This window comes from Aquamicrobium terrae (assembly GCF_040545735.1).
Taxonomy (GTDB): domain Bacteria; phylum Pseudomonadota; class Alphaproteobacteria; order Rhizobiales; family Rhizobiaceae; genus Mesorhizobium; species Mesorhizobium terrae_A.
In genome coordinates this window covers 129,010-151,493 of the sequence record NZ_JBEPML010000005.1, presented here as the reverse complement: position 1 = coordinate 151,493, position 22,484 = coordinate 129,010, and the positions used below count along the sequence as shown (strand labels likewise).

The following is a 22,484-nucleotide window of genomic DNA, read 5'->3' as shown; positions in this document are numbered from 1 at the left end:
CTGGAACCGAAGGCTCCTCTTAGCGACATCGAAAAAGTGACGCAACATCAATGATTTGGAGAAGTTCTAAACAACACGCCGGGACTGCCCGCCGGCAGCCCGCGATTCACCGCGCCGTCAGGCCCGGCCTTGGATCAGAGATCCACATAGCGCGTATGGACCACGACGCCCCCTACCGCGTCCAGCCTGTGGATGAAATAGGCGAACGGTTCCTGCACCGGGCGCGACTTGGCCGCCTGGCCGTCGAGATCGAGGCCGATCTGGAAGGCCGGGCTGCCGGCGACCGTGCACAGCACCCCGTTCCATATTGCCTGATAGGGCCGATGGACGTGACCGGACAGGATGCGCAGGCTTCCGGAATAGGCGCGCACCAGCCTGGCCAGCCGCTCACCACCCTCGACAAGGCCGCGCCGGTCCAAGGCGCCGATCCCGGAATCGAAGGGCGGGTGGTGCATGAGCACCAGCGTCGGCCCGGCATGGGCACGGTCCAGCCTGTCCTCGAGCCAGTCCAGGCTTTCCTCGGCCAGACGGCCCTCGACCTTGCCTTCGATCAGCGTATCCAGCGCCAGGATGCGAAGATCGCCATGGCTCGCCTCATAGTTCAGATAGGTTCCGGCCGCGAACGGAAGACGGTCGGCGAAGGCGGCGCGCATGGTGGCGCGCCGGTCGTGATTGCCGGGAATGACGAAGACCGGTACCGACAGCGGCGACAGCACGTCCTTCAGCAGCGCATAGTCTTCCTCGGTGCCGCCATCGACCAGATCGCCGGTCAGCATCACCGCCTCGACGGCGGGCGTGAAGGCCGCGATGTTGGCGACCAGCTTGCGGGCCGCTTCTGTGGCATCGGCTCGCACCAGCGCCGATTCCGGCCTGTCGGAAAACAGATGGAAGTCCGAGATATGGGCGATCAGCATGAGCAAGTCCCGACAATGTCACGGCGCCCGCAGCCGCGGACCGGCCGCCGCGAATGGCAGCCGGAAGCGGACCGCAGGACCATTACCAGCGGAAGGAAGGTACCATGAAATCGGGCACGAGCCCGGTTTCGGCGAACAGGCGCGCGCAATCCTCCGGATCGGGCATCCCGCCGGTCCAGTGCAATTGCTTGTAGTGGATGCCGCCGGCCACGAAGATGCTGCCCAGCGCCGCCATGCGGGCACCGGCCACGTCGTGGTCGAGGGAATCGCCGATCGCCGCCACACGTTCCGCCGGCAGCCCGAGCAGCTTGAGGCAGGTGGCATAGATGCGCTGATGCGGCTTGCCGTGATAGCGAACCGCGCCGCCCAGCGTCTCGTAGACACGGGCGACGGCGCCCGGTGCCTCCAGCAGCTTGCCTTCGGGGCTCACCCGCACGAAGTCGGGATTGGCGCAGATCATGGGCAGGCCGCGCGCGGCCGCCTTCCGGAGCAGGCCGTTCCATCCCTGCACGGACTGATAGGCAGGTTCCATGCTGAGCAGGAGGAGGAAATCGGCGTCGTCGACCTCCCTGACCAGTTCCAGGCCAAGCCCGTCGGCCAGGTGGTCCTCGCCGTCGCGGGCCATCAGCAGGCACCGCTTGCCGAGCCCCGCATAGAAGGGATCGGGATCGTTCAGGATGGCGTCGCGGGCATCGTCGCCGGCCGGCATCACGGCCTTGTAGAGCGAGCGGTCGAAGCCCATCGCGGCCAGCAGGTCCTCGTTCTCGGCCGCGCGGCGCCCGGAATTGGACAGGATCACCACTGTCTTTCCGGCCTCGCCCAGGCGCTGCAACGCCTCGACGGCCCCGGCATAGGCGCGCTTGCCGTCATGCAGCACGCCCCATTGGTCGATGAGGAAACCGTCATATCCGGCCACCGCCTCGGCCACACCCTTCACCGAAGTGAAGGATGTGGCGGCGGCGCGGACGGCCTCAGGAGATGCGAGAACGGACATAGGCCGAGATGCCTTCACTGATGACGACGATGGCAAGGATGGCAATCAGCACGACCAGCACCTGCGACCAGGCGAAGCCGTTGATCGAGGCGTAGAGCTGGAGGCCGATACCGCCGGCGCCGACGAAGCCGAGCACGCTCGATTCCCGCACGTTGATGTCCCAGCGGTAGATCGACGTGCCGATCAGCACCGGCTGGATCTGCGGCATGATCGCGGTGGCGTAGACTTGCAGGGTACGCGCACCGGTCGCCTCGATGGCCTCGATCTGGCCGTGGTCCACCTCCTCGATCGCCTCGGCGATCAGCTTGGCGATGAAGCCGACCGAACGGGCAGCCACGGCGAAGATGCCGGCCAGCGGTCCCGGACCGAAGATCGCCACGAACACCAGGCCCCAGATGACCGTGTTGATCGAGCGCGACGCCACCAGGATGGCGCGGCCGAGCAGCCAGGTGGCCGAGTTGAGGGTGGTGTTGCGGGCCGCCAGGAAGGCGACCGGCAGCGCCAGCACGATGGACGCCATCGTGCCCAGCGTGGCGATGTGGATGGTCTCGATCAGCGGCTGGATGATGACCGGCAGATATTCCCATCTCGGCGGCCACATGCGGGTGACGAGATCGAGCGCCTGCTCATGGGCATCGGCGAAGAAGGCCCATTCGATATCGAGGGCCGACACCGACCAGGCGGCGGCGAACGCCGCGCCCGCGAGCCACAGCCACTGGACCAGCCGCTCGCGCGGGGTGTAGCGCTGCCAGATGTCAGGATAATTCTTGGTGTTCACCGCAGCTTCCTCCTCACCCAGTCACTGAACCATTCACCAAGCGCGACCATGGCGGCGATGGTGAGCAGGATGGCACTCGAAAAATCGAAGTCGTAACGCGAGAACGACGCCGACAGCGTCTGGCCGATGCCGCCGGCACCGACGATGCCGATGACGGTGGAATGGCGCAGATTGGCGTCGAGCCGGTAGATGATGACGCCGAGCGTCTTGACCAGCACCTGCGGGGTGACCGCGTAGAACACCACCTGCCAGAAGCTCGCGCCGGTGGCACGCACCGCCTCGACCGGACCTTCCTTCATGTTCTCGATGTCTTCCGCCAGCATCTTGCCGAGGAAGATCGCCGAGGCGAAGGCCAGCGTCAGCAGGCCGGCGATGGGACCGAAACCGAACAGCTTCACGAAGAAGATGGCGATGACGACCTCGTGGAAGGTACGGCCGACCACGATGAGGCCGCGCGCCGCCAGATAGAGCGGCTTCGGCGCCAGGTTGCGGGCGGCGCAGATGCCGAGCGGAATCGACAGCACGATGCCCACGATGCTGGCCGCGATGGCGATCTGGACGCTTTCCAGCATGCCGGTCACCAGGAGCGGCCAGCGCTCGAAGTTCGGCGGGAACATGCGCGTGATGATGTCCAGCGCACGCGGCAGGCCGGCGACGGCACGGGCGAAATCGATGTCGATGGTGGTCAGCGACCACACGAGGTAGACGATGACGCAACCCCAGAAGACGGCGCGCTTGAGGCGCGTGCCGAACAGGGTCGGCGGCCGCCATGCGGCGGCGCGGTCGGAACTGGCGAGGACGCTCATGACCTGGTCGCCTCGCCGTCGTCAGCCGGAGGATTCCAGTCCTCGTCGCCATAGATGCGTGCCAGCGCCTCGTCGGTCAGGTTGGCCGGCACGTCGTCGAAGACGATGCGGCCGTCGTTGAAGCCGATGATGCGGTCGGCGTGCGCCTTGGCCAGCGCCACGTCATGGATGTTGATGATGGCCGGCGTCTTGCGCTCGTTGACCAGTTCGCCGACCAGACGCATGATCTGACGCGACGTCTTGGGGTCGAGGCTGGCGGTCGGCTCATCGAGCAGCAGCAGCTCCGGCCGCTGCATCAGCGCGCGGGCAATGCCCACGCGCTGGCGCTGGCCGCCCGAAAGGGCGTCGGCGCGGCGGTTCTCGTAGCCTTCGAGGCCGACCCGGTCGAGCAGCTCGAAGGCCGCCCGGATATCCTCGGGCGGGAACTTGTAGCGGATCGAGTTCAGCAGGCCGACATAGCCGAGGCGGCCGGACAGCACGTTCTGCATCACCGTCAGCCGCTCGACCAGGTTGTATTCCTGGAAGATCATGCCGACGCGGCGGCGCGCTGCCCGCAGCCCCTTGCGGTCAAGGCTGACAATGTCCTCGCCATTGAGCAGGATACGCCCCGACGTCGGCTCGACCAGCCGGTTGATGCACCGGATGAACGTGCTCTTGCCGGCGCCGGAGGAGCCGATGATGGCCACCACTTGCGGCCTGTCGATGATGAAGTTGACTTCCTGAAGCGCGCGCTTGCCGGTCTTGTAGACCTTCACAAGGTTCTGCACCTCAAGCAACGGACGCTGCGCCTTCATTGCTAGCTTCTGCACCTGCTCTTGCGTGGACATGTGTCCCATCATTCACGCCCCAACTTGGAAAGACCTTCTTGCGTATAGGTTGCACCGGTTTCCTTCTGGATGGTCCGGACATCGGTCCAACCCGTCTTGTAGTCGACCGGCACGAAGCCCTTCTCGTCCTGGAATTCCGCAGCCAGCTTGGAATGGAGGAAGTCGAAGCTCAGGAAGGCTTCCTGGATCTTCTTCTGCAGCTCCGGATCGAGATCGTGCGCGACACCAAAGGCGGTTCTCGGGAACGGCTTCGATTCATAGATCGCCCGGACATCGCCCTCCTTCAGCATGCCGCGCTCGATCATGCGGTCGAGGACGTTGGAGGCGATCGGCGCCGCGTCGTAGTCCTTGTTGGCCACACCCATGATGGAGTTGTCGTGCTTGCCCGAATACAGGACCTCGTAGTCCTTGCCGGGCTCGACGCCCATTTCCTTGAACAGCACGCGCGGCGCCGTGTCACCGGAATTCGACGACGGCGACACATGCGCGACGCGCTTGCCCTTGAGATCGGCAACGGTCTTGATCGTGCTGTCAGCGGGAACGATCAGCTCCAGCGTGTAGCCGATGGTGCCGTCCTTCTTTTCCATGGCGACCTGCGGGCGGAAGCCGGCGAGGTTCACGGCATAGGGCACCGCGCCGCTGGACACGCCGGCGATGTGCAGGCGGCCCGAGCGCATGGCCTCGACCTGGGCGGCATAGGATTCGGCGGCGAACCACCGCACCCGCTTGCCGGTGACCTTCTCGACGTGAGCCATCAGCTCTTCGAAGACGTTCTCATAGACGGAAGGGTCCTCGACCGGCGTGTAGCTGAAGATCAGCGAGCTCGGATCCTTCCAGTCGTCCTTGTTGGCGGGCACATCGGCCAGCAGATCGCCATCGGCGTCGCAGTAGCGCTCATCGAGCGTGCCGCGGCTTGCGCAATCGTCCGCCCATGCGGCTCCGGTGTTGGTAAACATGGCGACGCACAAAAGGGCTGCCGCCGAAACGAGGGTCTTAAGCATCCAATCCTCCCAAGGAGACGAACTAAAACCTGATAACTGGCACGGACCTCCGCGCAAGTCATCCACGTTAATCACTTTCTTCCACGAAAGTCAACGTTTTGTTAGATATCTAACACTGGTGTTGTTTCATTGCTTCCATGCGACATGGCACGGCGGATTCCGGTAGGCCCGCCCGGCCGCGCAAGCAGGCGGCGGCCTCCGACTGCGGAGCCGCCGCCGTTCATTTGGCTCAGTAGGGCCGCTCCGCAGCCGCTGCCAGCGTAATGTCGCACTGCGCATCGCCGGCCTTGGCGGAACCGCGCACCGCGGCAAGTTCGGCCCGCGCCTTTTCGAGATCGGCCCGGAACGCCGCATCGCCATGCAGCGCCGCCACCAGCGCGGCACCGCCGCTGCGGCCGGCCTCGACGTCACTCGGCCAGTGCACGCCGCACACCACGCGGCTCTCACCCAGCGAGCGGGCCCGCGCCATCACCGCATCCGAACGGTCGGGTACCAGTTCGGCAAGCACCAGCCCGGCAACCCATCCGGTCGTGGCGTGGCCCGAAGGATAGGAAGCGCTGCTGGCCAGGTGATCGTTCATGGTTTCGCAGATTTCGGTGCCCGGCAGCGTGACGAAAGGACGGGGACGCGCATATTTGGCCTTGGTGTCCTTCAACGCCTGCTTGGCATCCTGGTAGATCCGGCCGAAGAGCTGGTGCAGCGTCGGCGCCTGCGCCTCGTCCGCGTGAATGCCCAGCGCGCAATCGAAATGGCTGAGCAGCGGCTCGGGGTGGACGTCGGCGTCGATCACCGCCAGATCCCAGCGCGGCTGCCCCTTCAGCGCCCGCGTCTGCTGGATGATGGCGCGCTCGGCATCCTGGGCCGGGGTGCCGTCAGCCGGCGGCGCGATGACCACGTCGGCAAGGTTCGGCATGGCCTCCTTGGCCAGATAGGGCAACGGCTTCGCCGGCTTTGCCGCCTCGCCCTGCGGCGCGGACGCAGCGCTTCCCGCATCGGCGGCCAGCGCAGGACTTGCCAGCAAAGGGCCGGCCAGCAGGGCCGAGACCGCCGCCGCATGGCACAAAGTGACGATGGATCTTTGGATAACGGGCATCGCTTCCTCCCAGAATGTCGATAAATGACCACGCCAAGTAAGTTTGGCGTCACAATCGATCACTATCTTACAAGGGAGTCAATAAATTTGGCGTATATCTACCAAATCGATGTTGGAAAAATTACGCCCCGGCCACCACGCATGCGACACCCGCCTCGCCGAAGGCCCGCCGCAGATGTTCCGGAGGCTCGGCATCGGTGACCAGCGTCTGGAAGGCCGAGAGGGGCGCCAGCCGCATCACTGCCGTGCAGTCGAACTTCGAGGAATCGACCACCGCGACGGCGTGGCGGGAATGATCGAGCCCGGCCTGGCGAACGGCGATCTTCTGCAGGTCGAAATCCATCGGCGTGCCGTCGCTGTCGAAGCCGGCGAAGCTCACCACCGAGAAATCGACCTTGAACAGGCTGATCTGCTCGACGGTGACATTGCCCACCAGCGAGCCATTGGCCCCGCGCAGCAGGCCGCCGGTCAGGAACACTTCGATGTTGGGGTGTTCGGTGAACAGCATGGCCACCGCCGCGCTGCAGGTGAAGATTTGCAGGCCGCGCTTGTCCAGAAGGGCGCGCGCCACCGCCTCGACCGTCGACCCGACATCGAGGAACACCGAAGCGCCGTCCGGGATGAGATCGGCGACCGCCTGGCCAATTCGCTCCTTGCCCTCCACCGCGATGACCTGCTTCTGGGCATAGCCCAGCCGCACCGAACTGTCGCGCAAGCCGGCCCCGCCATGGAAGCGCTGCAGGAAATGCGCCTTCTCCAGCGTGATGATGTCGCGCCGTACCGTCTGGGCCGACACGTCGAACTGACGCGCCAGGGCCTCGATGGTGACGAAGCCCTGCTCCTGGACCGCGGCCAGCACCTGTTGCTGGCGACGGGTGAGTTCTTCCACGGCAATGGGCGGAGTTGGCTGATGTTTCATGGCGGTCAGCTCCAGTTTCTGCCCTGAGTGTCAATCACAGCGCCGCCGATATGGCAACGCTTGCCCCGCGTCCCGTTCAATGAACGCCGAAAAGCGCGCCATGGATCGCGTCCCAGTTGCCCTTGTCGGCCGCATAGAGGATGCCGCCGTCGGTGCGCGTCGGCAGATAGGGCGAACCATCCAGCCGCGCCGAATAGCCGCCCGCCTCCCGGTGCAGCAGCCAGCCGGCGGCATGGTCCCACGGCATCAGCTTGGCATACATGGAAAAATCCGCATGGCCGGCGCACAGGAACCGATATTCATGCGCCACGCAGCGGTAGGAATTGACCACGGCGAACTGGGCGAGATTGGTGGCCACGGTGCTGCGGACAGGCTCCGGCAAGGCCTTCCACGAGACGAGCCCGCTCATATCCGACAGGGCAGTGGTGGCGGAAACCTTGAGGTCGCCGCGCACGCCCTCGGCATTTTCCGTCCAGGCCCCCTCGCCGCGCACGGCGAAGGCGAAATCGTCGAGGATCGGGTCGTAGATCACCCCGCCGGCGACCTCGCCCGAAACCAGCACCGCCGCGATGACGCCGAACAGCGGCAGGCCCGAAGCGAAGTTCTTGGTGCCGTCGACGGGATCGATGACGAAGGCGAGGTCCGCCGACGGCAGGCGATCGAGGATGGAGGCATCGGCCGCCGCCGCCTCCTCGCCGACGACGACGGCGGAGGGAAAGGCCCGGGCCAGCGCCGCCGAAATCGTCCGTTCGGCCGCGACATCGGCATCCGTCACCAGATCGTGCGCGGAGGATTTGCGCCGCACCTGGCCATGGGCAAGCTGGCGGAAGCGCGGAAGAATCTCGTTCTGTGCGGCCTCGCGCAACACATGGCCCACCGTCCTCGCATCGGTTTCTGAAATCAGCATCTGGCAACTATCCCGTTTGGTATGTCCATCTTCTATAATCGAATGTAAGATAATTTACAAACCTCTCCTGAACCTGTATGCGTCACGTCGCAATGTCGAAGGCGCGGCCGGCGCTTGCCGGGCAGAACCGCCGGTTCCGTCACCGGGCCGGCGGGAAGCTTGCGCGCTGCCGCCTCCCCGCCACATCCATTCACAAGGGACCGTTTCATGAAGTTTTTCGTCGACACCGCCGACGTGCGGGAAATCCGCGAGTTGAACGAGCTGGGCCTGCTGGACGGCGTCACCACCAATCCGTCGCTCATCCTCAAATCCGGCGGTGACATCGCCGAGGTGACGAAGGAGATCTGTGGCATCGTCGAGGGTCCGGTTTCGGCCGAGGTGGTCGCCACCGACTACGCGGACATGATGCGCGAGGCGGAAATCCTGTCCAGGATCGCCGACAATGTCTGCATCAAGGTGCCGCTGACGCTGGACGGGCTGAAGGCCTGCCGGGCGATCACCTCGGACGGGCGCAAGGTCAATGTCACCCTGTGCTTTTCGGCCAACCAGGCCCTGCTTGCCGCCAAGGCGGGCGCCACTTTCATTTCCCCCTTCGTCGGCCGCATCGACGACATCGGCATCGACGGGATGGAACTGATTGCCGAGATCCGGCGCATCTACGACAATTACGATTTCCAGACGGAAATCCTCGCCGCCTCGATCCGTACCGTCAATCACGTCAAGCAGGCAGCCCTGATCGGCGCGGATGTCGCGACCGTGCCGCCGGCAACCCTGAAGGCGCTGGTCAAGCATCCGCTCACCGACAAGGGGCTGGAAAGCTTCCTCGCCGACTGGGCGAAGACCGGCCAGAAGATCGGCTGACGAAGCCTTGCGGTGACATAACACCGATACCGGCGGCACCGGCGGGCACAACAGCACCCGCCGGCCACCCTGCCCCTTCCGAAAGGCGCGACACAACGCCGTTGACCCGCGCCCAATGGTTCCACGCGTTTCAACCCACGCTCCCTACCGGGAGCGACAGCGCATTCCATGGCCACATGCATGGCCTGTTCCTGGTTTCGACCCGCGCTTCCGCAAGGGGAGCGACGCGAGCTGGCCGCCAAGGGCCCGCAGCCGGAAACGTTTCGATCCGCGCTCCCGCGAGGGGAGCGACATGATAATCTCGGCGGTTTCCATCATTTCGAACTGTTTCGATCCGCGCTCCCGCGAGGGGAGCGACCGGATAGCGCGCCAGCCCGTGCCGTCCCCTCGTAAGTTTCGATCCGCGCTCCCGCGAGGGGAGCAACGCTCAACCTGACGTCATCACCTATGCCGATGCCGTGTTTCGATCCGCGCTCCCGCGAGGGGAGCGACGTTGCTGCTGGGTGGCGTATCGCCAAGAGCGGCGGTTTCGATCCGCGCTCCCGCGAGGGGAGCGACTGTCCTTGCCGGTGCCGTAAATGTCCATCCACTCGTTTCGATCCGCGCTCCCGCGAGGGGAGCGACGCCATACCTGGCCAACTGGTTGCCGGCCATGTCGCGTTTCGATCCGCGCTCCCGCGAGGGGAGCGACTCGCAAACCGCCTCAACGTTTTGCAGAGACGGGGTTTCGATCCGCGCTCCCGCGAGGGGAGCGACAAGGCCACGCCGATAACCAGCTGCATCAAGAATGGTTTCGATCCGCGCTCCCGCGAGGGGAGCGACAGCCATCCGCCGATGACCAGAAAGGCCCATACCGGTTTCGATCCGCGCTCCCGCGAGGGGAGCGACACCGTACCCAAAGCGCACGGGGGCAGCCGTGACAGTTTCGATCCGCGCTCCCGCGAGGGGAGCGACGTGCGTTGACCTGTGTCCATGCACCTGCGTAAATGTTTCGATCCGCGCTCCCGCGAGGGGAGCGACATTCCAGCTTGTTGCCGCCGCCCTGCCCGGGTTTGTTTCGATCCGCGCTCCCGCGAGGGGAGCGACGCCATCCGCCGATGACCAGAAAGGCCCATACCGGTTTCGATCCGCGCTCCCGCGAGGGGAGCGACCGCCACGCGGCCCATTGGCCAGCACTGCCGTCAGGTTTCGATCCGCGCTCCCGCGAGGGGAGCGACCCGTCCTCGATCATCATCTTCAGGTTGGATTTGGTGTTTCGATCCGCGCTCCCGCGAGGGGAGCGACGCTTCGCCGCGAGAGCGTTGGTGACGGTGGCGGCGTTTCGATCCGCGCTCCCGCGAGGGGAGCGACCCATCAGGTTGCCATGTTTGTCCTGACCGACGACGTTTCGATCCGCGCTCCCGTGAAGGGAATGGCGTAGATGATGCGGCTGTGGCCGTGGAGACGCGCATGGGCGAGCGCAAAGCCCAGCGAGGCCAGCGTCTTGCCGCCGCCGGTCGGCACGTTGAGCGTGAAGAATCCCGGCTCCATCCGCGCGCCGGAACGGACATGGGCGAGGATTTTGCCCCGCAGGCGGCCGAGATCGCTGTCACTGGCCAGCTTCGCCATATGCGCGTCGAACCGCGCGGTGAAATCCGGCAGCAGGTCCTGAAGCAGAGGCCATTCGCGGTCGGGCTGCAAGCCCTCCAGCTTCGCATAATAGGCCTCGGTGTTGCGGAAATCGGCATCGACCAGACACGAGAACAGAAAGCGCGTGACCACCGAAAGATCGAAACACGCATCTTCACGGCTCTTTCGTGCCGAAAACTTGCGCAGCAGTTCCGGCGGCATCAGCCCGGTCAGATCGGCCTTGATTTCGCGTTCCCAGATCGGATCGAGCCGGCCCTGAAACTCTTCCAGCCGGCGCCTGACGCAATGGCCGAATTCGTTCTGCTTGTCCGGCAGGCCGGCATGGTGGCCGAGGATCGCATAGACGATGAGCTGGGCGACATCGGCGTCCATGCCGCTGGTGCGGTCGCGCAGCACCACGGCACCGGCCGTCGAATGATCGACGCGGATCTCCGCCCCGTTGAGCCGCTTCTGGAAGGCCTCGGCATATTTGCCGAGATCGTGGAACAGGCCGGCGGTGAAAGCCGCCTTTTCAAGACCGAAGCGCACGGCGAACGAGGCCGCCAGTTCCGCCGTCTCGTAAAGATGGTCCCGCAAGGCCTGCCAGTCGCTCCGGTCGGCGAGCCGGCCGGAATGCGCGAAATAGTCCATGCGCCCCCGCGACATGTTCGTTTCACCCGGGGAGCAGCCTATCCGATTCGCCTGGCCTGGCCAGGCTGGTTCATTGAGCCAGCCCGGTCATATGTTACGGCGCTTGCCTTCCATCAGGTCGAGCACGGCGCGGGCGGCGTCGAGCACATTGGTGCCGGGGCCGAACACGGCGGCCACGCCATGGTCGAGCAGGAACTTATAGTCCTGACGCGGGACGACGCCGCCCACCACGACAATGACCTCGTCGGCGCCCCGCGCTTTCAGTGCTTCCACCAGTTGCGGTGCCAGCGTCTTGTGACCGGCCGCCAGCGACGACATGCCGACGACCTGCACCTTGGACTTCACCGCAAGGTCGGCCGCCTCGTCCGGCGTCTGGAACAGCGGGCCGGCGATCACCTCGAAGCCGAGGTCGCCGAAGGCCGAGGCGATCACCTTGGCGCCACGGTCGTGCCCGTCCTGCCCGAGCTTCGCCACCATGATGCGGGGTGAGGCTCCAAGCGCTTTCGAGAACTGGTCCAGCCGATCCACCAGATTCTCGTATTCCGGCTCGCCCTCATAGGCGGGGCCGTAGACCTCGCGCACCACCTTCGGCACGGCGGAATGGTCGCCGAAGGCATCGCGCATGGCGTCGGAAATCTCGCCGAGCGTGGCGCGTTCCCGTGCCGCCTCCACGGCGGCTTCGAGGATGTTGCCCTTGCCCGAGCGGGCCACCTCGCGCAGGCGCGCCAGCGTCTCTTCCGTCCGCTTCGGGTCGCGCTGGCGCCTGGTGCGCTCGATGCGGGCGATCTGCGCCTCGCGCACCGCCTTGTTGTCGATGTCGAGAATGTCGATCTCGTCTTCGGTTTCGAGGCGATATTTGTTGACGCCGACGATCACCTCGTCGCCGCGGTCGATGGCCGCCTGCTTGCGGGTCGCCGCTTCCTCGATCAGCCGCTTGGGCAGCCCCTCGTTGACGGCTTTCGTCATGCCGCCCATCGCCTCGACTTCCTCGATCAGCTTCCAGGCGGCGTCGGCAAGCTCCTTGGTCAGGCTTTCGACATAGTAGGAGCCGGCCAGCGGATCGACGACCTTGGTGACGCCCGTCTCGTGCTGGAGGATGAGCTGGGTGTTGCGGGCGATGCGGGCCGAGAATTCGGTCGGCAGCGCGATCGCCTCGTCGAAGGAATTGGTGTGCAGCGACTGGGTGCCGCCGAGCGCCGCCGACATCGCCTCGAAAGCCGTGCGCACGATGTTGTTGTAGGGGTCCTGCTCCTGCAGGGACACGCCGGAGGTCTGGCAATGGGTACGCAGCATCAGGGAAGAGGATTTCTTCGGCTCGAATTCCTGCATGATGCGCGTCCATAAAAGCCGCGCAGCGCGCAGCTTGGCCGCTTCCATGAAGAAGTTCATGCCGATGGCGAAGAAGAAGGACAGCCGCCCGGCGAACTCGTCGACATCGAGGCCCTTCTTCAGTGCCGCGCGCACATATTCGCGCCCGTCGGCCAGCGTGAAGGCAAGCTCCTGCACCAGCGTCGCGCCCGCCTCCTGCATGTGATAGCCGGAGATGGAGATCGAGTTGAACTTCGGCATCTCCTTCGAGGTGTATTCGATGATGTCCGCGATGATCCGCATCGAAGGCTCGGGCGGATAGATATAGGTGTTGCGGACCATGAACTCCTTGAGGATGTCGTTCTGGATTGTGCCCGACAGCTTGGCGCGCGGCACACCCTGCTCCTCGCCGGCGACGATGAAATTGGCGAGCACGGGAATGACCGCGCCGTTCATGGTCATCGACACCGAGATCTGGTCTAGCGGGATGCCGTCGAACAGGATCTTCATGTCCTCGACGGAATCGATGGCCACGCCCGCCTTGCCGACATCGCCAACCACACGCGGATGGTCGCTGTCATAGCCGCGATGGGTGGCGAGGTCGAAGGCCACCGAAACGCCCTGCTGGCCGGCGGCCAGCGCCTTGCGGTAGAAAGCATTCGATTCCTCGGCCGTCGAGAAACCGGCATATTGGCGGATTGTCCACGGCCGCCCGGCATACATGGTAGCGCGCGGCCCTCGCACGAAGGGCGCGAAGCCCGGCAGGCTGTCCAGATGCCCGCATCCTTCGAGGTCGTCCTGCGTGTAAAGCGGCTTGACCGGAATGCCTTCCGGCGTCTCCCACACCAGTGTGTCGGGATCGCGCTTGACCTCCTTTTCGGCCAGCTTGCGCCACTTTTCGAGGTCGGTATCAGTCATCACTCGAACTCCATGATGAGTTCGTCGACGGCCAGGCTTACGCCCGGCTCGACGGCGACGCGCTTGACCTTGCCGCGCTTTTCGGCGCGCAGGACATTTTCCATCTTCATCGCCTCGACGGTGGCGAGCGCCTGTCCTTCCTGTACTTCATCGCCTTCTTGCACGGCTATGGCGGTGACCACGCCCGGCATCGGGCACAGCAGCATCTTCGACGTATCGGGCGGAAGCTTGACCGGCATCAGTTGCGCAAGCTCGGCGACGCGCGGGCTGCGCACATAGGCCTTGGCATCGATGCCGCGCCAGCGCAGCCGCGTGGGCGAGCCGTTGAGCGTCACCTTCACGCCCATGGCCTCGCCATCCACCGTGAAGCCGGCATGGGTGGCGCCCGGCAGCCAGTCGCCCGCCACGCTCACGCTCGGACCATCCGCGAAGGTGACGATGTCGCCGGCCTCGCCTTCGGTCACGGCAAGCGCGAACTCGTGATCGGCCACCGTCGCCACCCAGTCCTTGCCGATGGCGCGCGGATGGTTGGCAAGCACGCCCGAAATCTGGGCCGCCCGGCGAGCGAGCTTCACATGGATGAAGGTCGCGACGGCGGCGAGCAGGCGCGCCTGGCGCTCGCTTGGCGTGACGCCGGCAAAACCGTCCGGAAACTCCTCGGCGATATAGGCCGTGGTCAGCCGGCCCTCGCGAAACCGCTGCTGGTCCATCACCGCCGACAGGAACGGCAGATTGTGGCCGATGCCCTCGACCTCGAAATCGTCCAGCGCGCGCCCCATCGCCTCGATCGCCCCGATGCGATCCGGTGCCCATGCGCACAGCTTGGCGATCATGGGATCGTAATGCATGGAGATTTCGCCGCCCTCGAACACGCCGGTGTCGTTGCGGATGACGGTGCCGTCCGACTGCTCGCCCTCCGCCGGCGGGCGGTAGCGCGTCAGCCGGCCGATGGAGGGCAGGAAGTTGCGATAGGGGTCCTCGGCGTAGAGACGGCTTTCGATGGCCCAGCCGTTCAGCTTCACATCGTCCTGCGCGATGCGCAGCTTTTCGCCGGCCGCCACCCGGATCATCTCCTCCACCAGATCGATGCCGGTGATCAGTTCGGTCACCGGATGCTCGACCTGCAAGCGGGTGTTCATTTCGAGGAAGTAGAAATTGCGGTCGCCATCGACGATGAACTCGACCGTGCCGGCCGAAAAATAGCCGACCGCGCGCGACAGGGCCACGGCCTGCTCGCCCATGGCCTTGCGCGTCGCTTCGTCGAGGAAGGGCGACGGGGCTTCCTCAATGACTTTCTGGTTGCGGCGCTGGATCGAGCATTCGCGCTCGCCGAGGTAGAGAATGTTGCCGTGCTTGTCGCCCAGCACCTGGATCTCGATGTGACGCGGCTGGGTGACGAATTTCTCGATGAAGATGCGGTCGTCGCCGAAGGAGGATTTGGCCTCGTTCTTCGACGACTGGAAGCCCTCGCGCGCCTCGGCATCGTTCCAGGCGATGCGCATGCCCTTGCCGCCACCGCCGGCCGATGCCTTGATCATCACCGGATAGCCGATCGAGCCCGCTATGCGGACGGCCTCGTCCGCATCTTCGATAAGCCCCATATGGCCGGGCACGGTGTTGACCCCGGCTTCCGCCGCCAGCTTCTTGGAGGTGATCTTGTCGCCCATGGCCTCGATGGCCTTGACCGGCGGACCGATGAAGGCGACGCCCTCCTGCTCCAGCGCTTCGGCGAAGGCGGCGTTCTCCGACAGGAAACCATAGCCCGGGTGAACGGCATCGGCGCCCGTCTTGCGGATGGCTTCGAGGATCCTGTCGATGACGATGTAGGACTGCGACGACGGCGCCGGGCCGATATGGACCGCTTCATCGGCGAGCCGCACATGCAGCGCCTCGCGGTCGGCGTCGGAATAGACCGCGACCGTCCTGATGCCGAGCTTCTTCGCGGTACGGATGACCCGGCAGGCGATTTCGCCGCGATTGGCGATGAGGATCTTCTTGAACATCAGCCGGTCTCAGCCCCTAAAGGTTCAATCTTTGAATTTCTTTTCATACGGCAGGGTGAGAATGGCCGAGGCCGTCACCACGCCGCCGAACACGAAGGCGAAAGGCGCGATGATCAGCAGCGCCGGAATGATCGGATTGGCCGCCCGCCCGATCCGCGTGCCGATCCCGCCAATGTCGAGCCAGATGAGGGCCACGGCGGTGAGCGCGCCGATCAGCGCGCCAACCGCGGCATTGATCGCCATGAAGCGCAACATCTGCCGGTGGTCCTTGCGGGCCTCCTCCGGCGTCAGCTTCGGCTTGTCCATCCTTCCCATCGGCCCGTACAGCGGCCTCTCCGTCAAAGCGGCATCGTATCATGCTTGCGCCACGGCCCCTCGACCTGCTTGGTGCGCAGCGCGGCGAAGGCGCGCGCGATGCGGCGGCGCGAGGAATGCGGCATGATCACCTCATCGATAAAGCCGCGCTCGGCCGCCACGAAGGGGTTGGCGAAGCGCTCCTCATATTCGGCCGTGCGCGCAGCGATCTTTTCCGCGTCGCCCAGTTCCGAGCGGTAAAGGATTTCGGTCGCGCCCTTGGCGCCCATCACCGCGATCTCGGCCGTCGGCCAGGCATAGTTGATGTCGGCGCCGATATGCTTGGAGGCCATGACGTCATAGGCCCCGCCATAGGCCTTGCGGGTGATCAGCGTCACCATCGGCACGGTGGCCTGCGCATAGGCGAACAGGAGCTTTGCGCCATGCTTGATGACGCCGCCATATTCCTGCGCGGTGCCGGGCAGGAAGCCGGGCACGTCCACCAGCGTCAAAAGCGGAATGTTGAAGGCATCGCAGAAGCGCACGAAACGCGCGGCCTTGCGCGAGGAATCGATGTCGAGGCAGCCGGCCAGCACCATGGGCTGGTTGGCCACCACACCCACGGTCTGGCCCTCGATGCGCATCAGGCCGGTGATGATGTTCCTGGCGAAGGCTTCCTGGATCTCGAAGAAATCGCCCTCGTCGGCGATGGCGGTGATCAGTTCCTTCATGTCGTAGGGCTTGGCCGCCGAATCCGGCACCAGCGTGTCGAGCTTCATGTCGATGCGCGCCGGATCGTCATGGAAGGGCCGCACCGGCGGCTTCTCGCGGCTGTTGAGCGGCAGGTAGTCGAACAGCCGCCGCACGCCCTCGAGCGCCTCGATGTCGTTCTCGAAGGCCCCGTCGGCCACCGAGGATTTCTGCGTGTGGGTGCGCGCCCCGCCCAGCTCCTCGGCCGTCACGATCTCGTTGGTGACGGTCTTCACCACGTCCGGCCCGGTGACGAACATGTAGGAACTGTCGCGCACCATGAAGATGAAGTCGGTCATGGCCGGCGAATAGACCGCGCCGCCCGCGCACGGCCCCATGATCACCGAAATCTGCGGCACCACGCCGGACGCGTCGACATTGCGCTTGAACACGTCGGCATAGCCGGCGAGGGAGGCGACGCCTTCCTGGATGCGCGCGCCGCCGGAATCGTTGAGGCCGATCACCGGCGCGCCGTTCTTCACGGCCATGTCCATGATCTTGCAGATCTTCTGCGCATGGGTTTCCGACAGCGAGCCGCCGAGCACGGTGAAGTCCTGCGAAAACACATAGACCAGCCGGCCGTTGATGGTGCCCCAGCCCGTCACCACGCCGTCGCCCGCCACCTTCTGGCTGGCCATGCCGAAATCGGTGGCGCGGTGGGTGACATACATGTCGAACTCCTCGAAGGAGCCCTCGTCCAGCAGCACCTCGATGCGTTCGCGCGCCGTCAGCTTGCCCTTGGCGTGCTGGGCGTCGATGCGCCGCTGGCCGCCGCCGAGGCGGGCTTCGGCGCGGCGCGCCTCCAGTTGATCGAGAACGTTGCGCATCACAATGCCTCCTGCGCGGCGGGCCGCAAAACGGGCGCGAAAAGATATGCGGGCATGGCCTCTCCCTCGCCGGTGTGAGCCGGCTTCCTTCACCTTGTCCCTAGTGCGAAGGCGGGCTCAAGAAAATGCTGGAACAGGTGGAATTGCATAGTGTAGAAATTTGCAAATTGCGAATTGTAAAAATGCGAACATGACAACAGGCAAGCTCTATATCGGCCGCAAGGTGCGCGAGTCCCGCCTTGCCCATGGCCACACGCAAGCCGCCTTCGCCCAGCGGCTCGGGATTTCGACCAGCTATCTCAACCAGATCGAGAACAACCAGCGTCCGGTTTCGGCGACCGTGCTTCTGGCGCTGGCCGAAAAATTCCAGATCGAAATGTCCGAACTTTCGGCCGGGAGCAGCGACCGCCTGCTTTCGGCGCTTTCGGAAGCGTTGACCGACCCGCTGTTCGAGACCTATTCGCCCAGCACGCAGGAACTGAAGCTTGTGGTGCAGAACGCGCCGGGGCTCGCCCATGCGCTGATCGCCTGCCATCAGGCCTATCGCCGCAACAGCGAGCAGCTGGCCGGCTTCGACGACCAGATGTCGCGCACCAATGCCTTTGCCGAACCGACACCCTATGAGGAGGTGCGCGACTTCTTCCACTTCATGGACAACTACATCCATGAGATCGACATGGCCGGCGAGAATCTGGCGCAGTCGATCGGCATTCCCGAGCGCGAGGCCGGCGCCGCGTTGGCCGCGCATCTGGAAAAGCGGCACGGCGTGCGCATCCTGAAAACGGCCGAGGGCGAGGACGTTCTGCGCCGCTACGATCCCGCCTCGAAGCTTCTCTATCTCAATGCCTACTCGCCGGCCGCGACGCGCAGCTTCCAGATGGCCTATCAGGTGGCGGCACTGGAACTGAAGACCGAGATCGACGCCATCGCCCGCCGGGCCGAATTCCGCTCGCCGGAATCGGTCGAGATCTGCCGCATCGGTCTGCGCAACTATTTCGCCGGGGCAGTCACCCTGCCCTACCAGGCCTTCCTCACCGCCGCGCGCGAGTTGCGCCACGATCTGGAACTGCTCGCCGCCCGCTTCGGCGCCAGCCTCGAACAAGTGGCGCACCGCCTCTCCAGCTTGCAGCGCCCCGGCATGAAGGGCGTGCCGGTGTTCTTCGCGCGCTTCGACCGGGCCGGCAACATCACCAAGCGCCACAGCGCCGCCAAGCTGCAATTCGCCCGCTTCGGCGCCGCCTGCCCCTTGTGGAACGTGCACCAGTCTTTCGAGATGCCCGGCCGCATCATCCGGCAACTGGCCGAGACGCCGGACGGGGTACGCTATCTGTGCGTGGCCACCGAAATCGCCAAGTCGGGCGGCGGCTTCAACGCCTCGCGCCGCCGCTACGCCATCGCGCTCGGCTGCGAGGTCGCCTATGCCGGCGACTTCGTCTATGCGGACGGGCTCGACCTGACCAACCGCGCCGCCTTCGATCCGATCGGCATCTCCTGCCGCATCTGCGAGCGCGCCAATTGCGACCAGCGCGCGACGCCGCCCTTCAAGCGGCGGCTGCGGGTCGATCACGATCTGCGCCCGCCGGTGCCCTACCGGCTCGAATGAAAAAGGCGGTGCCGGGCACCGCCTTTCCCGTTGTCGGCCATCAGCCGCTCAGTCGATGTCGAAGGACACGCCCTGCGCCAGCGGCAGGGCCTTGGAGTAGTTGATGGTATTGGTGGCGCGGCGCATATAGGCCTTCCAGGCATCGGAGCCGCTCTCGCGCCCGCCGCCGGTCTCCTTCTCGCCACCGAACGCCCCGCCGATCTCGGCGCCCGACGTGCCGATATTGACATTGGCGATGCCGCAGTCCGAGCCTTCGGCCGACAGGAAGCGCTCCGCCTCCTGAAGGTCGCGCGTGAAGATCGACGACGACAGGCCGGCCCCTACCGCGTTGTGCTGGGCGAGCGCATCGTCGAAATCGGCATATTTCATCACATAGAGGATCGGCGCGAAGGTCTCTTCCAGAACCGGGCCTGTCTGGGACGGCATCTCCACGATGGCCGGGCGCACATAGTAAGCCCCGGCATGATCGGTCTCGACGCGGGCGCCGCCCGTCACGGAACCGCCGGCGGCCTTGGCCGCTTCGAGCGCCTTCTGCATGTTGTCGAAGGCGGATTTGTCGATCAGCGGCCCGACCAGCGCCTTGCCCTCCAGCGGATTGCCGACGGAAACGCTTTCATAGGCCTTCTTCAGCCGCGGCACGATCTGGTCGTAGACGCTCTCATGCACGAACAGGCGGCGCAGCGTGGTGCAGCGCTGGCCGGCCGTGCCCATGGCCCCGAAGGCGATGGCGCGCAGCGCCATGTCGAGATCGGCCGAGGGACAGACGATACCGGCATTGTTGCCGCCCAGTTCCAGAATGGCGCGGGCGAAGCGGCCGGCCAGGCGCGGACCGACCGCCCGGCCCATGCGCGTCGAGCCGGTCGCCGACACCAGCGGCACCTTGGCATGATCGACCAGCGCCTCGCCGGCATCGGCACCGCCGATCAGCACCTTGAGCAGGCCCTCCGGCGCATCGTCGCCGAAGCGCTTGACCGCACGGGCGAAGATCGCCTCGCAAGCGAGCGCGGTCAGCGGGGTCTTTTCCGATGGCTTCCACACCACACTGTCGCCGCACACCAGCGCCAGCGCCGCATTCCACGACCACACGGCAACCGGGAAGTTGAAAGCCGAGATCACGCCGACCACGCCGAGCGGATGCCAGGTTTCCATCATACGATGGCCGGAACGCTCGGTGGCGATGGTCAGGCCGTAGAGCTGGCGGGAAAGACCAACAGCGAAGTCGCAGATGTCGATCATCTCCTGCACTTCACCCAGTCCCTCGGACGGGATCTTGCCGACCTCGATCGACACCAGCCGGCCGAGTTCTTCCTTGTGGGCGCGCAGTTCCTCGCCCAAGAGTCGCACCAGCTCGCCGCGACGCGGGGCCGGCACCAAGCGCCATTTCAGGAACGCCGCATGGGCCGCATCGATCGCCTTGCCCACATCCGCGCCGGACACCTGCCCGACCCGCGCGATCTCCTCGCCCGTCACCGGGCTCCTCACCACAAGGTCGCCGCCCGACAGGGCCGAACCCGATACGCCGAGTTTCGAAAGCAGCTCGCCAGTTTCTTTCGCTATGGACATAAATCACCTTCCGGAACGAAACCATGTTCGACGGCCCCGACGGCCGCCCTGCCCCTGCCCCGCACGGTCAGGGATTTTGTCCATGACTTAACGTCTCCGGCACGATTCCGCCACCCCGCCATGGACCAAGGCGGGAACCGGGAATTGAACCAGATCAGCGGCGGCTTGCGGCCTGGGGTGCGGTGGCCTTGCTGGCCAGGCGGTCGATATGGCGGCGGATATGGGCAGCCTCGGCAGGCGTATTGGCCAGCGCGATGGCGCGGTCGAAAGCGATGCGCGCCTCCTCGTTACGGCCGAGTTGCATGAGCAGGCCGCCGCGCAGGCCGTGGAAATGGAAATAGCCGGAGAGCCGCTCCTCCAGCGGCTCGACCATGGCGAGCGCCGCCTCCGGCCCCTCCACCTTGGACACGGCCACGGCGCGGTTCAGCGTCACCACCGGCGACGGCTGCAGGCGTTCCAGAAGGCCGTAGAGCAGGTCGATCTCGCCCCAATCGGTGTCCTCGGCCCGCCTGGCGCGGGCATGCAGCGCCGCAATCGCCGCCTGCACCTGATAGGGGCCGGGCTTCCAATGGCGCAGCGCCTTGTCGACCAGCGCCAGCCCCTCGTCGATCATCTTGGGGTGCCACAGGCTGCGGTCCTGGTCCTCCAGCAGCACGATCTCGCCATCGGCATCGAAGCGGGCCGGCGTGCGTGCATGCTGCAGCAGCATCAGCGCCGTCAGGCCCATGATCTCGGGCTCCGTCTGGAACAGGCGCAGCAGGAGCCGCGCCAGCCTTATCGCCTCGTCGCACAGCGCACCGCGCGCTTCCGCTTCGCCGCTGCCCGCCGAATAGCCCTCGTTGAAGACCAGATAGAGCATGGCCGCCACCGAGGCGAGCCGCTCGGCCCGCTCCACCGGTCCCGGCGTCTCGAAGGGAATGCCGGCAGCGGCGATGCGTGCCTTGGCCCGCGTGATGCGCTGCTCCATGGCGGCCTCGCTCACCAGGAAGGCGCGCGCGATCTGCCGCACGCTGAGGCCCGAGACGATGCGCAGCGCCAGCGCGATCTGCTGCGTGGCCGGCAGGTCGGGATGGCAGCAGACGAACAGGAGCCGCAGGATGTCGTCCCGATAATGGGCGCCGTCGAGCCGGTCGGCGATATCGGTTTCGGCGTCCTCGAGATCGGAAATCTTGTCCTCGTCCGGCATTTCGGCCTGCCGGCTGCGCTTGCGCACCGCATCGATGCCGCTGTTGCGCCCGACAAGGATCAGCCAGGCGGCAGGATCGCGCGGCGGCCCGTTCTGCGGCCAGTTCTTCAGCGCCCGGAGGCAGGCGTCCTGAAACGCCTCCTCGGCCGTGTCGAGGTCGCGGAAATAGCGCAGCAGCGCGCCCATGGCCTTGGGCCGGGCCGCTGCAAGTGCCGCGCTGATCCATTCGGCATCGTTCATATCGTGGCCTTGACCGGGTTGAGCACGCCGACGGGCCGGATCTCATAGGAGCCGCCGCTCGGGTTTACGTCCGAAATCTCGCGCGCGAACTGCACCGCCTCGTCGAGATCGGCGCAGTCCACCGTGTAGAAGCCGAGGAACTGCTCCTTGGTTTCCGCGAACGGTCCGTCGATCACCACCGGCTCGCCCTTCACCTTGCGCAACGTGGTCGCGGCGGTGGTCGGCAACAGCCGGGCGACGGGACCGAGCTTGCCGGCACGGGCATATTTCTCCTGCACGGCGGCGAGCTTGGCCATGACGGCGTCGTCCTGTTCCTTGCTCCAGCCGGAGACGACATCCTCGGAGGCGTAACAAAGTATGGCATACAGCATCGGAAGGCCTTTCACTTCTCATCAAAGGACGGGAAAGTTAGGTCGCTCCCGACATGGCGTCG

At 65.5% G+C, this 22,484-nt stretch carries 18 protein-coding genes, 1 pseudogene and 1 CRISPR repeat array; of the genes and pseudogenes, 2 read left to right on the top strand and 17 right to left on the bottom strand.

Annotation, left to right across the window (positions count from 1 at the left end):
* Positions 1-134: 134 nt before the first annotated feature.
* The 9 genes from ABID37_RS09470 to ABID37_RS09430 form a co-directional block, all read right to left on the bottom strand.
* On the bottom strand, positions 135-914 hold the full coding sequence (locus ABID37_RS09470; protein WP_354194018.1) for a phosphodiesterase: 780 nt from the start codon (positions 912-914) through the stop codon (positions 135-137).
* Between the two features lie 82 nt (positions 915-996).
* A complete protein-coding gene (locus ABID37_RS09465; RefSeq protein ID WP_354194017.1) occupies positions 997-1,908 on the bottom strand; it encodes a TIGR01459 family HAD-type hydrolase in 912 nt (303 codons plus the stop codon).
* A complete protein-coding gene (phnE, locus tag ABID37_RS09460) occupies positions 1,886-2,686 on the bottom strand; it encodes a phosphonate ABC transporter, permease protein PhnE (RefSeq protein WP_354194016.1) in 801 nt (266 codons plus the stop codon). Before phnE (ABID37_RS09460) ends, ABID37_RS09465 begins: the two co-directional genes overlap by 23 nt.
* On the bottom strand, positions 2,683-3,492 hold the full coding sequence (gene phnE, locus ABID37_RS09455; protein WP_354194015.1) for a phosphonate ABC transporter, permease protein PhnE: 810 nt from the start codon (positions 3,490-3,492) through the stop codon (positions 2,683-2,685). The genes phnE (ABID37_RS09460) and phnE (ABID37_RS09455) overlap by 4 nt, the downstream gene beginning before the upstream one ends.
* Positions 3,489-4,268, bottom strand: a complete 780-nt coding sequence (gene phnC, locus ABID37_RS09450) for a phosphonate ABC transporter ATP-binding protein (RefSeq protein ID WP_354194290.1) — start codon at positions 4,266-4,268, stop codon at positions 3,489-3,491. The genes phnE (ABID37_RS09455) and phnC overlap by 4 nt, the downstream gene beginning before the upstream one ends.
* A gap of 59 nt (positions 4,269-4,327) precedes the next feature.
* Positions 4,328-5,320: a phosphate/phosphite/phosphonate ABC transporter substrate-binding protein gene (gene phnD / locus ABID37_RS09445; RefSeq protein WP_354194014.1), complete on the bottom strand. Its 993-nt coding sequence runs from the start codon at positions 5,318-5,320 to the stop codon at positions 4,328-4,330.
* A gap of 229 nt (positions 5,321-5,549) precedes the next feature.
* On the bottom strand, positions 5,550-6,413 hold the full coding sequence (locus ABID37_RS09440; RefSeq protein ID WP_354194013.1) for an acid phosphatase: 864 nt from the start codon (positions 6,411-6,413) through the stop codon (positions 5,550-5,552).
* A gap of 121 nt (positions 6,414-6,534) precedes the next feature.
* The gene (locus ABID37_RS09435; RefSeq protein WP_354194012.1) at positions 6,535-7,332 is read right to left on the bottom strand and encodes a DeoR/GlpR family DNA-binding transcription regulator; all 798 of its coding nucleotides are present in this window, start codon (positions 7,330-7,332) and stop codon (positions 6,535-6,537) included.
* A 76-nt stretch (positions 7,333-7,408) separates the two neighbouring features.
* Positions 7,409-8,239 (bottom strand): inositol monophosphatase family protein, encoded by an 831-nt coding sequence (locus ABID37_RS09430; protein WP_354194011.1) that lies wholly within the window; start codon positions 8,237-8,239, stop codon positions 7,409-7,411.
* Positions 8,240-8,446: 207 nt separating this feature from the next.
* On the opposite strand from ABID37_RS09430, the gene fsa reads away from it, so the two are divergent.
* The gene (gene fsa, locus ABID37_RS09425; RefSeq protein WP_354194010.1) at positions 8,447-9,100 is read left to right on the top strand and encodes a fructose-6-phosphate aldolase; all 654 of its coding nucleotides are present in this window, start codon (positions 8,447-8,449) and stop codon (positions 9,098-9,100) included.
* A 194-nt stretch (positions 9,101-9,294) separates the two neighbouring features.
* Positions 9,295-10,516: direct repeats of the CRISPR family, unit length 32 nt; unit sequence GTTTCGATCCGCGCTCCCGCGAGGGGAGCGAC.
* A gap of 303 nt (positions 10,517-10,819) precedes the next feature.
* Here the strand turns inward: fsa and ABID37_RS09420 are convergent.
* From ABID37_RS09420 to ABID37_RS09400, 5 genes and pseudogenes are all read right to left on the bottom strand, one after another.
* Positions 10,820-11,359: pseudogene (locus tag ABID37_RS09420) on the bottom strand (CRISPR-associated endonuclease Cas3''); the annotation flags it as partial.
* Positions 11,360-11,446: 87 nt separating this feature from the next.
* A complete protein-coding gene (gene scpA / locus ABID37_RS09415) occupies positions 11,447-13,585 on the bottom strand; it encodes a methylmalonyl-CoA mutase (protein WP_354194009.1) in 2,139 nt (712 codons plus the stop codon).
* A complete protein-coding gene (locus ABID37_RS09410) occupies positions 13,585-15,588 on the bottom strand; it encodes an acetyl-CoA carboxylase biotin carboxylase subunit (protein ID WP_354194008.1) in 2,004 nt (667 codons plus the stop codon). Before ABID37_RS09410 ends, scpA begins: the two co-directional genes overlap by 1 nt.
* Before the next feature lie 24 nt (positions 15,589-15,612).
* On the bottom strand, positions 15,613-15,894 hold the full coding sequence (locus ABID37_RS09405; RefSeq protein WP_354194007.1) for a hypothetical protein: 282 nt from the start codon (positions 15,892-15,894) through the stop codon (positions 15,613-15,615).
* A 32-nt stretch (positions 15,895-15,926) separates the two neighbouring features.
* Positions 15,927-17,459 (bottom strand): acyl-CoA carboxylase subunit beta, encoded by a 1,533-nt coding sequence (locus ABID37_RS09400; protein ID WP_354194006.1) that lies wholly within the window; start codon positions 17,457-17,459, stop codon positions 15,927-15,929.
* 190 nt (positions 17,460-17,649) lie between these two features.
* On the opposite strand from ABID37_RS09400, the gene ABID37_RS09395 reads away from it, so the two are divergent.
* On the top strand, positions 17,650-19,062 hold the full coding sequence (locus ABID37_RS09395; protein ID WP_354194005.1) for a helix-turn-helix domain-containing protein: 1,413 nt from the start codon (positions 17,650-17,652) through the stop codon (positions 19,060-19,062).
* Positions 19,063-19,110: 48 nt separating this feature from the next.
* On the opposite strand, the gene amaB is transcribed toward ABID37_RS09395, so the two are convergent.
* The 3 genes from amaB to ABID37_RS09380 all read right to left on the bottom strand — a co-directional run bounded on the left by amaB (position 19,111) and on the right by ABID37_RS09380 (position 22,422).
* Positions 19,111-20,625 (bottom strand): L-piperidine-6-carboxylate dehydrogenase, encoded by a 1,515-nt coding sequence (amaB, locus tag ABID37_RS09390; protein WP_354194004.1) that lies wholly within the window; start codon positions 20,623-20,625, stop codon positions 19,111-19,113.
* 154 nt (positions 20,626-20,779) lie between these two features.
* Entirely contained in the window at positions 20,780-22,051 is a 1,272-nt protein-coding gene (locus ABID37_RS09385) for an RNA polymerase sigma factor (RefSeq protein WP_354194003.1), read from the bottom strand.
* Positions 22,048-22,422 (bottom strand): YciI family protein, encoded by a 375-nt coding sequence (locus ABID37_RS09380; RefSeq protein ID WP_354194002.1) that lies wholly within the window; start codon positions 22,420-22,422, stop codon positions 22,048-22,050. The genes ABID37_RS09385 and ABID37_RS09380 overlap by 4 nt, the downstream gene beginning before the upstream one ends.
* Between the last annotated feature and the right edge of the window lie 62 nt (positions 22,423-22,484).

Bases quoted from the DNA above. Each gene is read 5' to 3' on its own strand.
- ABID37_RS09380 (WP_354194002.1), bottom strand. From the start codon at position 22,422: ATGCTGTATGCCATACTTTGTTACGCCTCCGAGGATGTCGTCTCCGGC.
- ABID37_RS09470 (WP_354194018.1), bottom strand. From the start codon at position 914: ATGCTGATCGCCCATATCTCGGACTTCCATCTGTTTTCCGACAGGCCG.
- fsa (WP_354194010.1), top strand. From the start codon at position 8,447: ATGAAGTTTTTCGTCGACACCGCCGACGTGCGGGAAATCCGCGAGTTG.
- scpA (WP_354194009.1), bottom strand. From the start codon at position 13,585: ATGACTGATACCGACCTCGAAAAGTGGCGCAAGCTGGCCGAAAAGGAG.
- amaB (WP_354194004.1), bottom strand. From the start codon at position 20,625: ATGTCCATAGCGAAAGAAACTGGCGAGCTGCTTTCGAAACTCGGCGTA.
- phnE (WP_354194015.1), bottom strand. From the start codon at position 3,492: ATGAGCGTCCTCGCCAGTTCCGACCGCGCCGCCGCATGGCGGCCGCCG.
- ABID37_RS09435 (WP_354194012.1), bottom strand. From the start codon at position 7,332: ATGAAACATCAGCCAACTCCGCCCATTGCCGTGGAAGAACTCACCCGT.
- ABID37_RS09405 (WP_354194007.1), bottom strand. From the start codon at position 15,894: ATGGACAAGCCGAAGCTGACGCCGGAGGAGGCCCGCAAGGACCACCGG.
- ABID37_RS09440 (WP_354194013.1), bottom strand. From the start codon at position 6,413: ATGCCCGTTATCCAAAGATCCATCGTCACTTTGTGCCATGCGGCGGCG.
- ABID37_RS09385 (WP_354194003.1), bottom strand. From the start codon at position 22,051: ATGAACGATGCCGAATGGATCAGCGCGGCACTTGCAGCGGCCCGGCCC.
- ABID37_RS09395 (WP_354194005.1), top strand. From the start codon at position 17,650: ATGACAACAGGCAAGCTCTATATCGGCCGCAAGGTGCGCGAGTCCCGC.
- ABID37_RS09410 (WP_354194008.1), bottom strand. From the start codon at position 15,588: ATGTTCAAGAAGATCCTCATCGCCAATCGCGGCGAAATCGCCTGCCGG.
- ABID37_RS09465 (WP_354194017.1), bottom strand. From the start codon at position 1,908: ATGTCCGTTCTCGCATCTCCTGAGGCCGTCCGCGCCGCCGCCACATCC.
- phnD (WP_354194014.1), bottom strand. From the start codon at position 5,320: ATGCTTAAGACCCTCGTTTCGGCGGCAGCCCTTTTGTGCGTCGCCATG.
- ABID37_RS09430 (WP_354194011.1), bottom strand. From the start codon at position 8,239: ATGCTGATTTCAGAAACCGATGCGAGGACGGTGGGCCATGTGTTGCGC.
- ABID37_RS09400 (WP_354194006.1), bottom strand. From the start codon at position 17,459: ATGCGCAACGTTCTCGATCAACTGGAGGCGCGCCGCGCCGAAGCCCGC.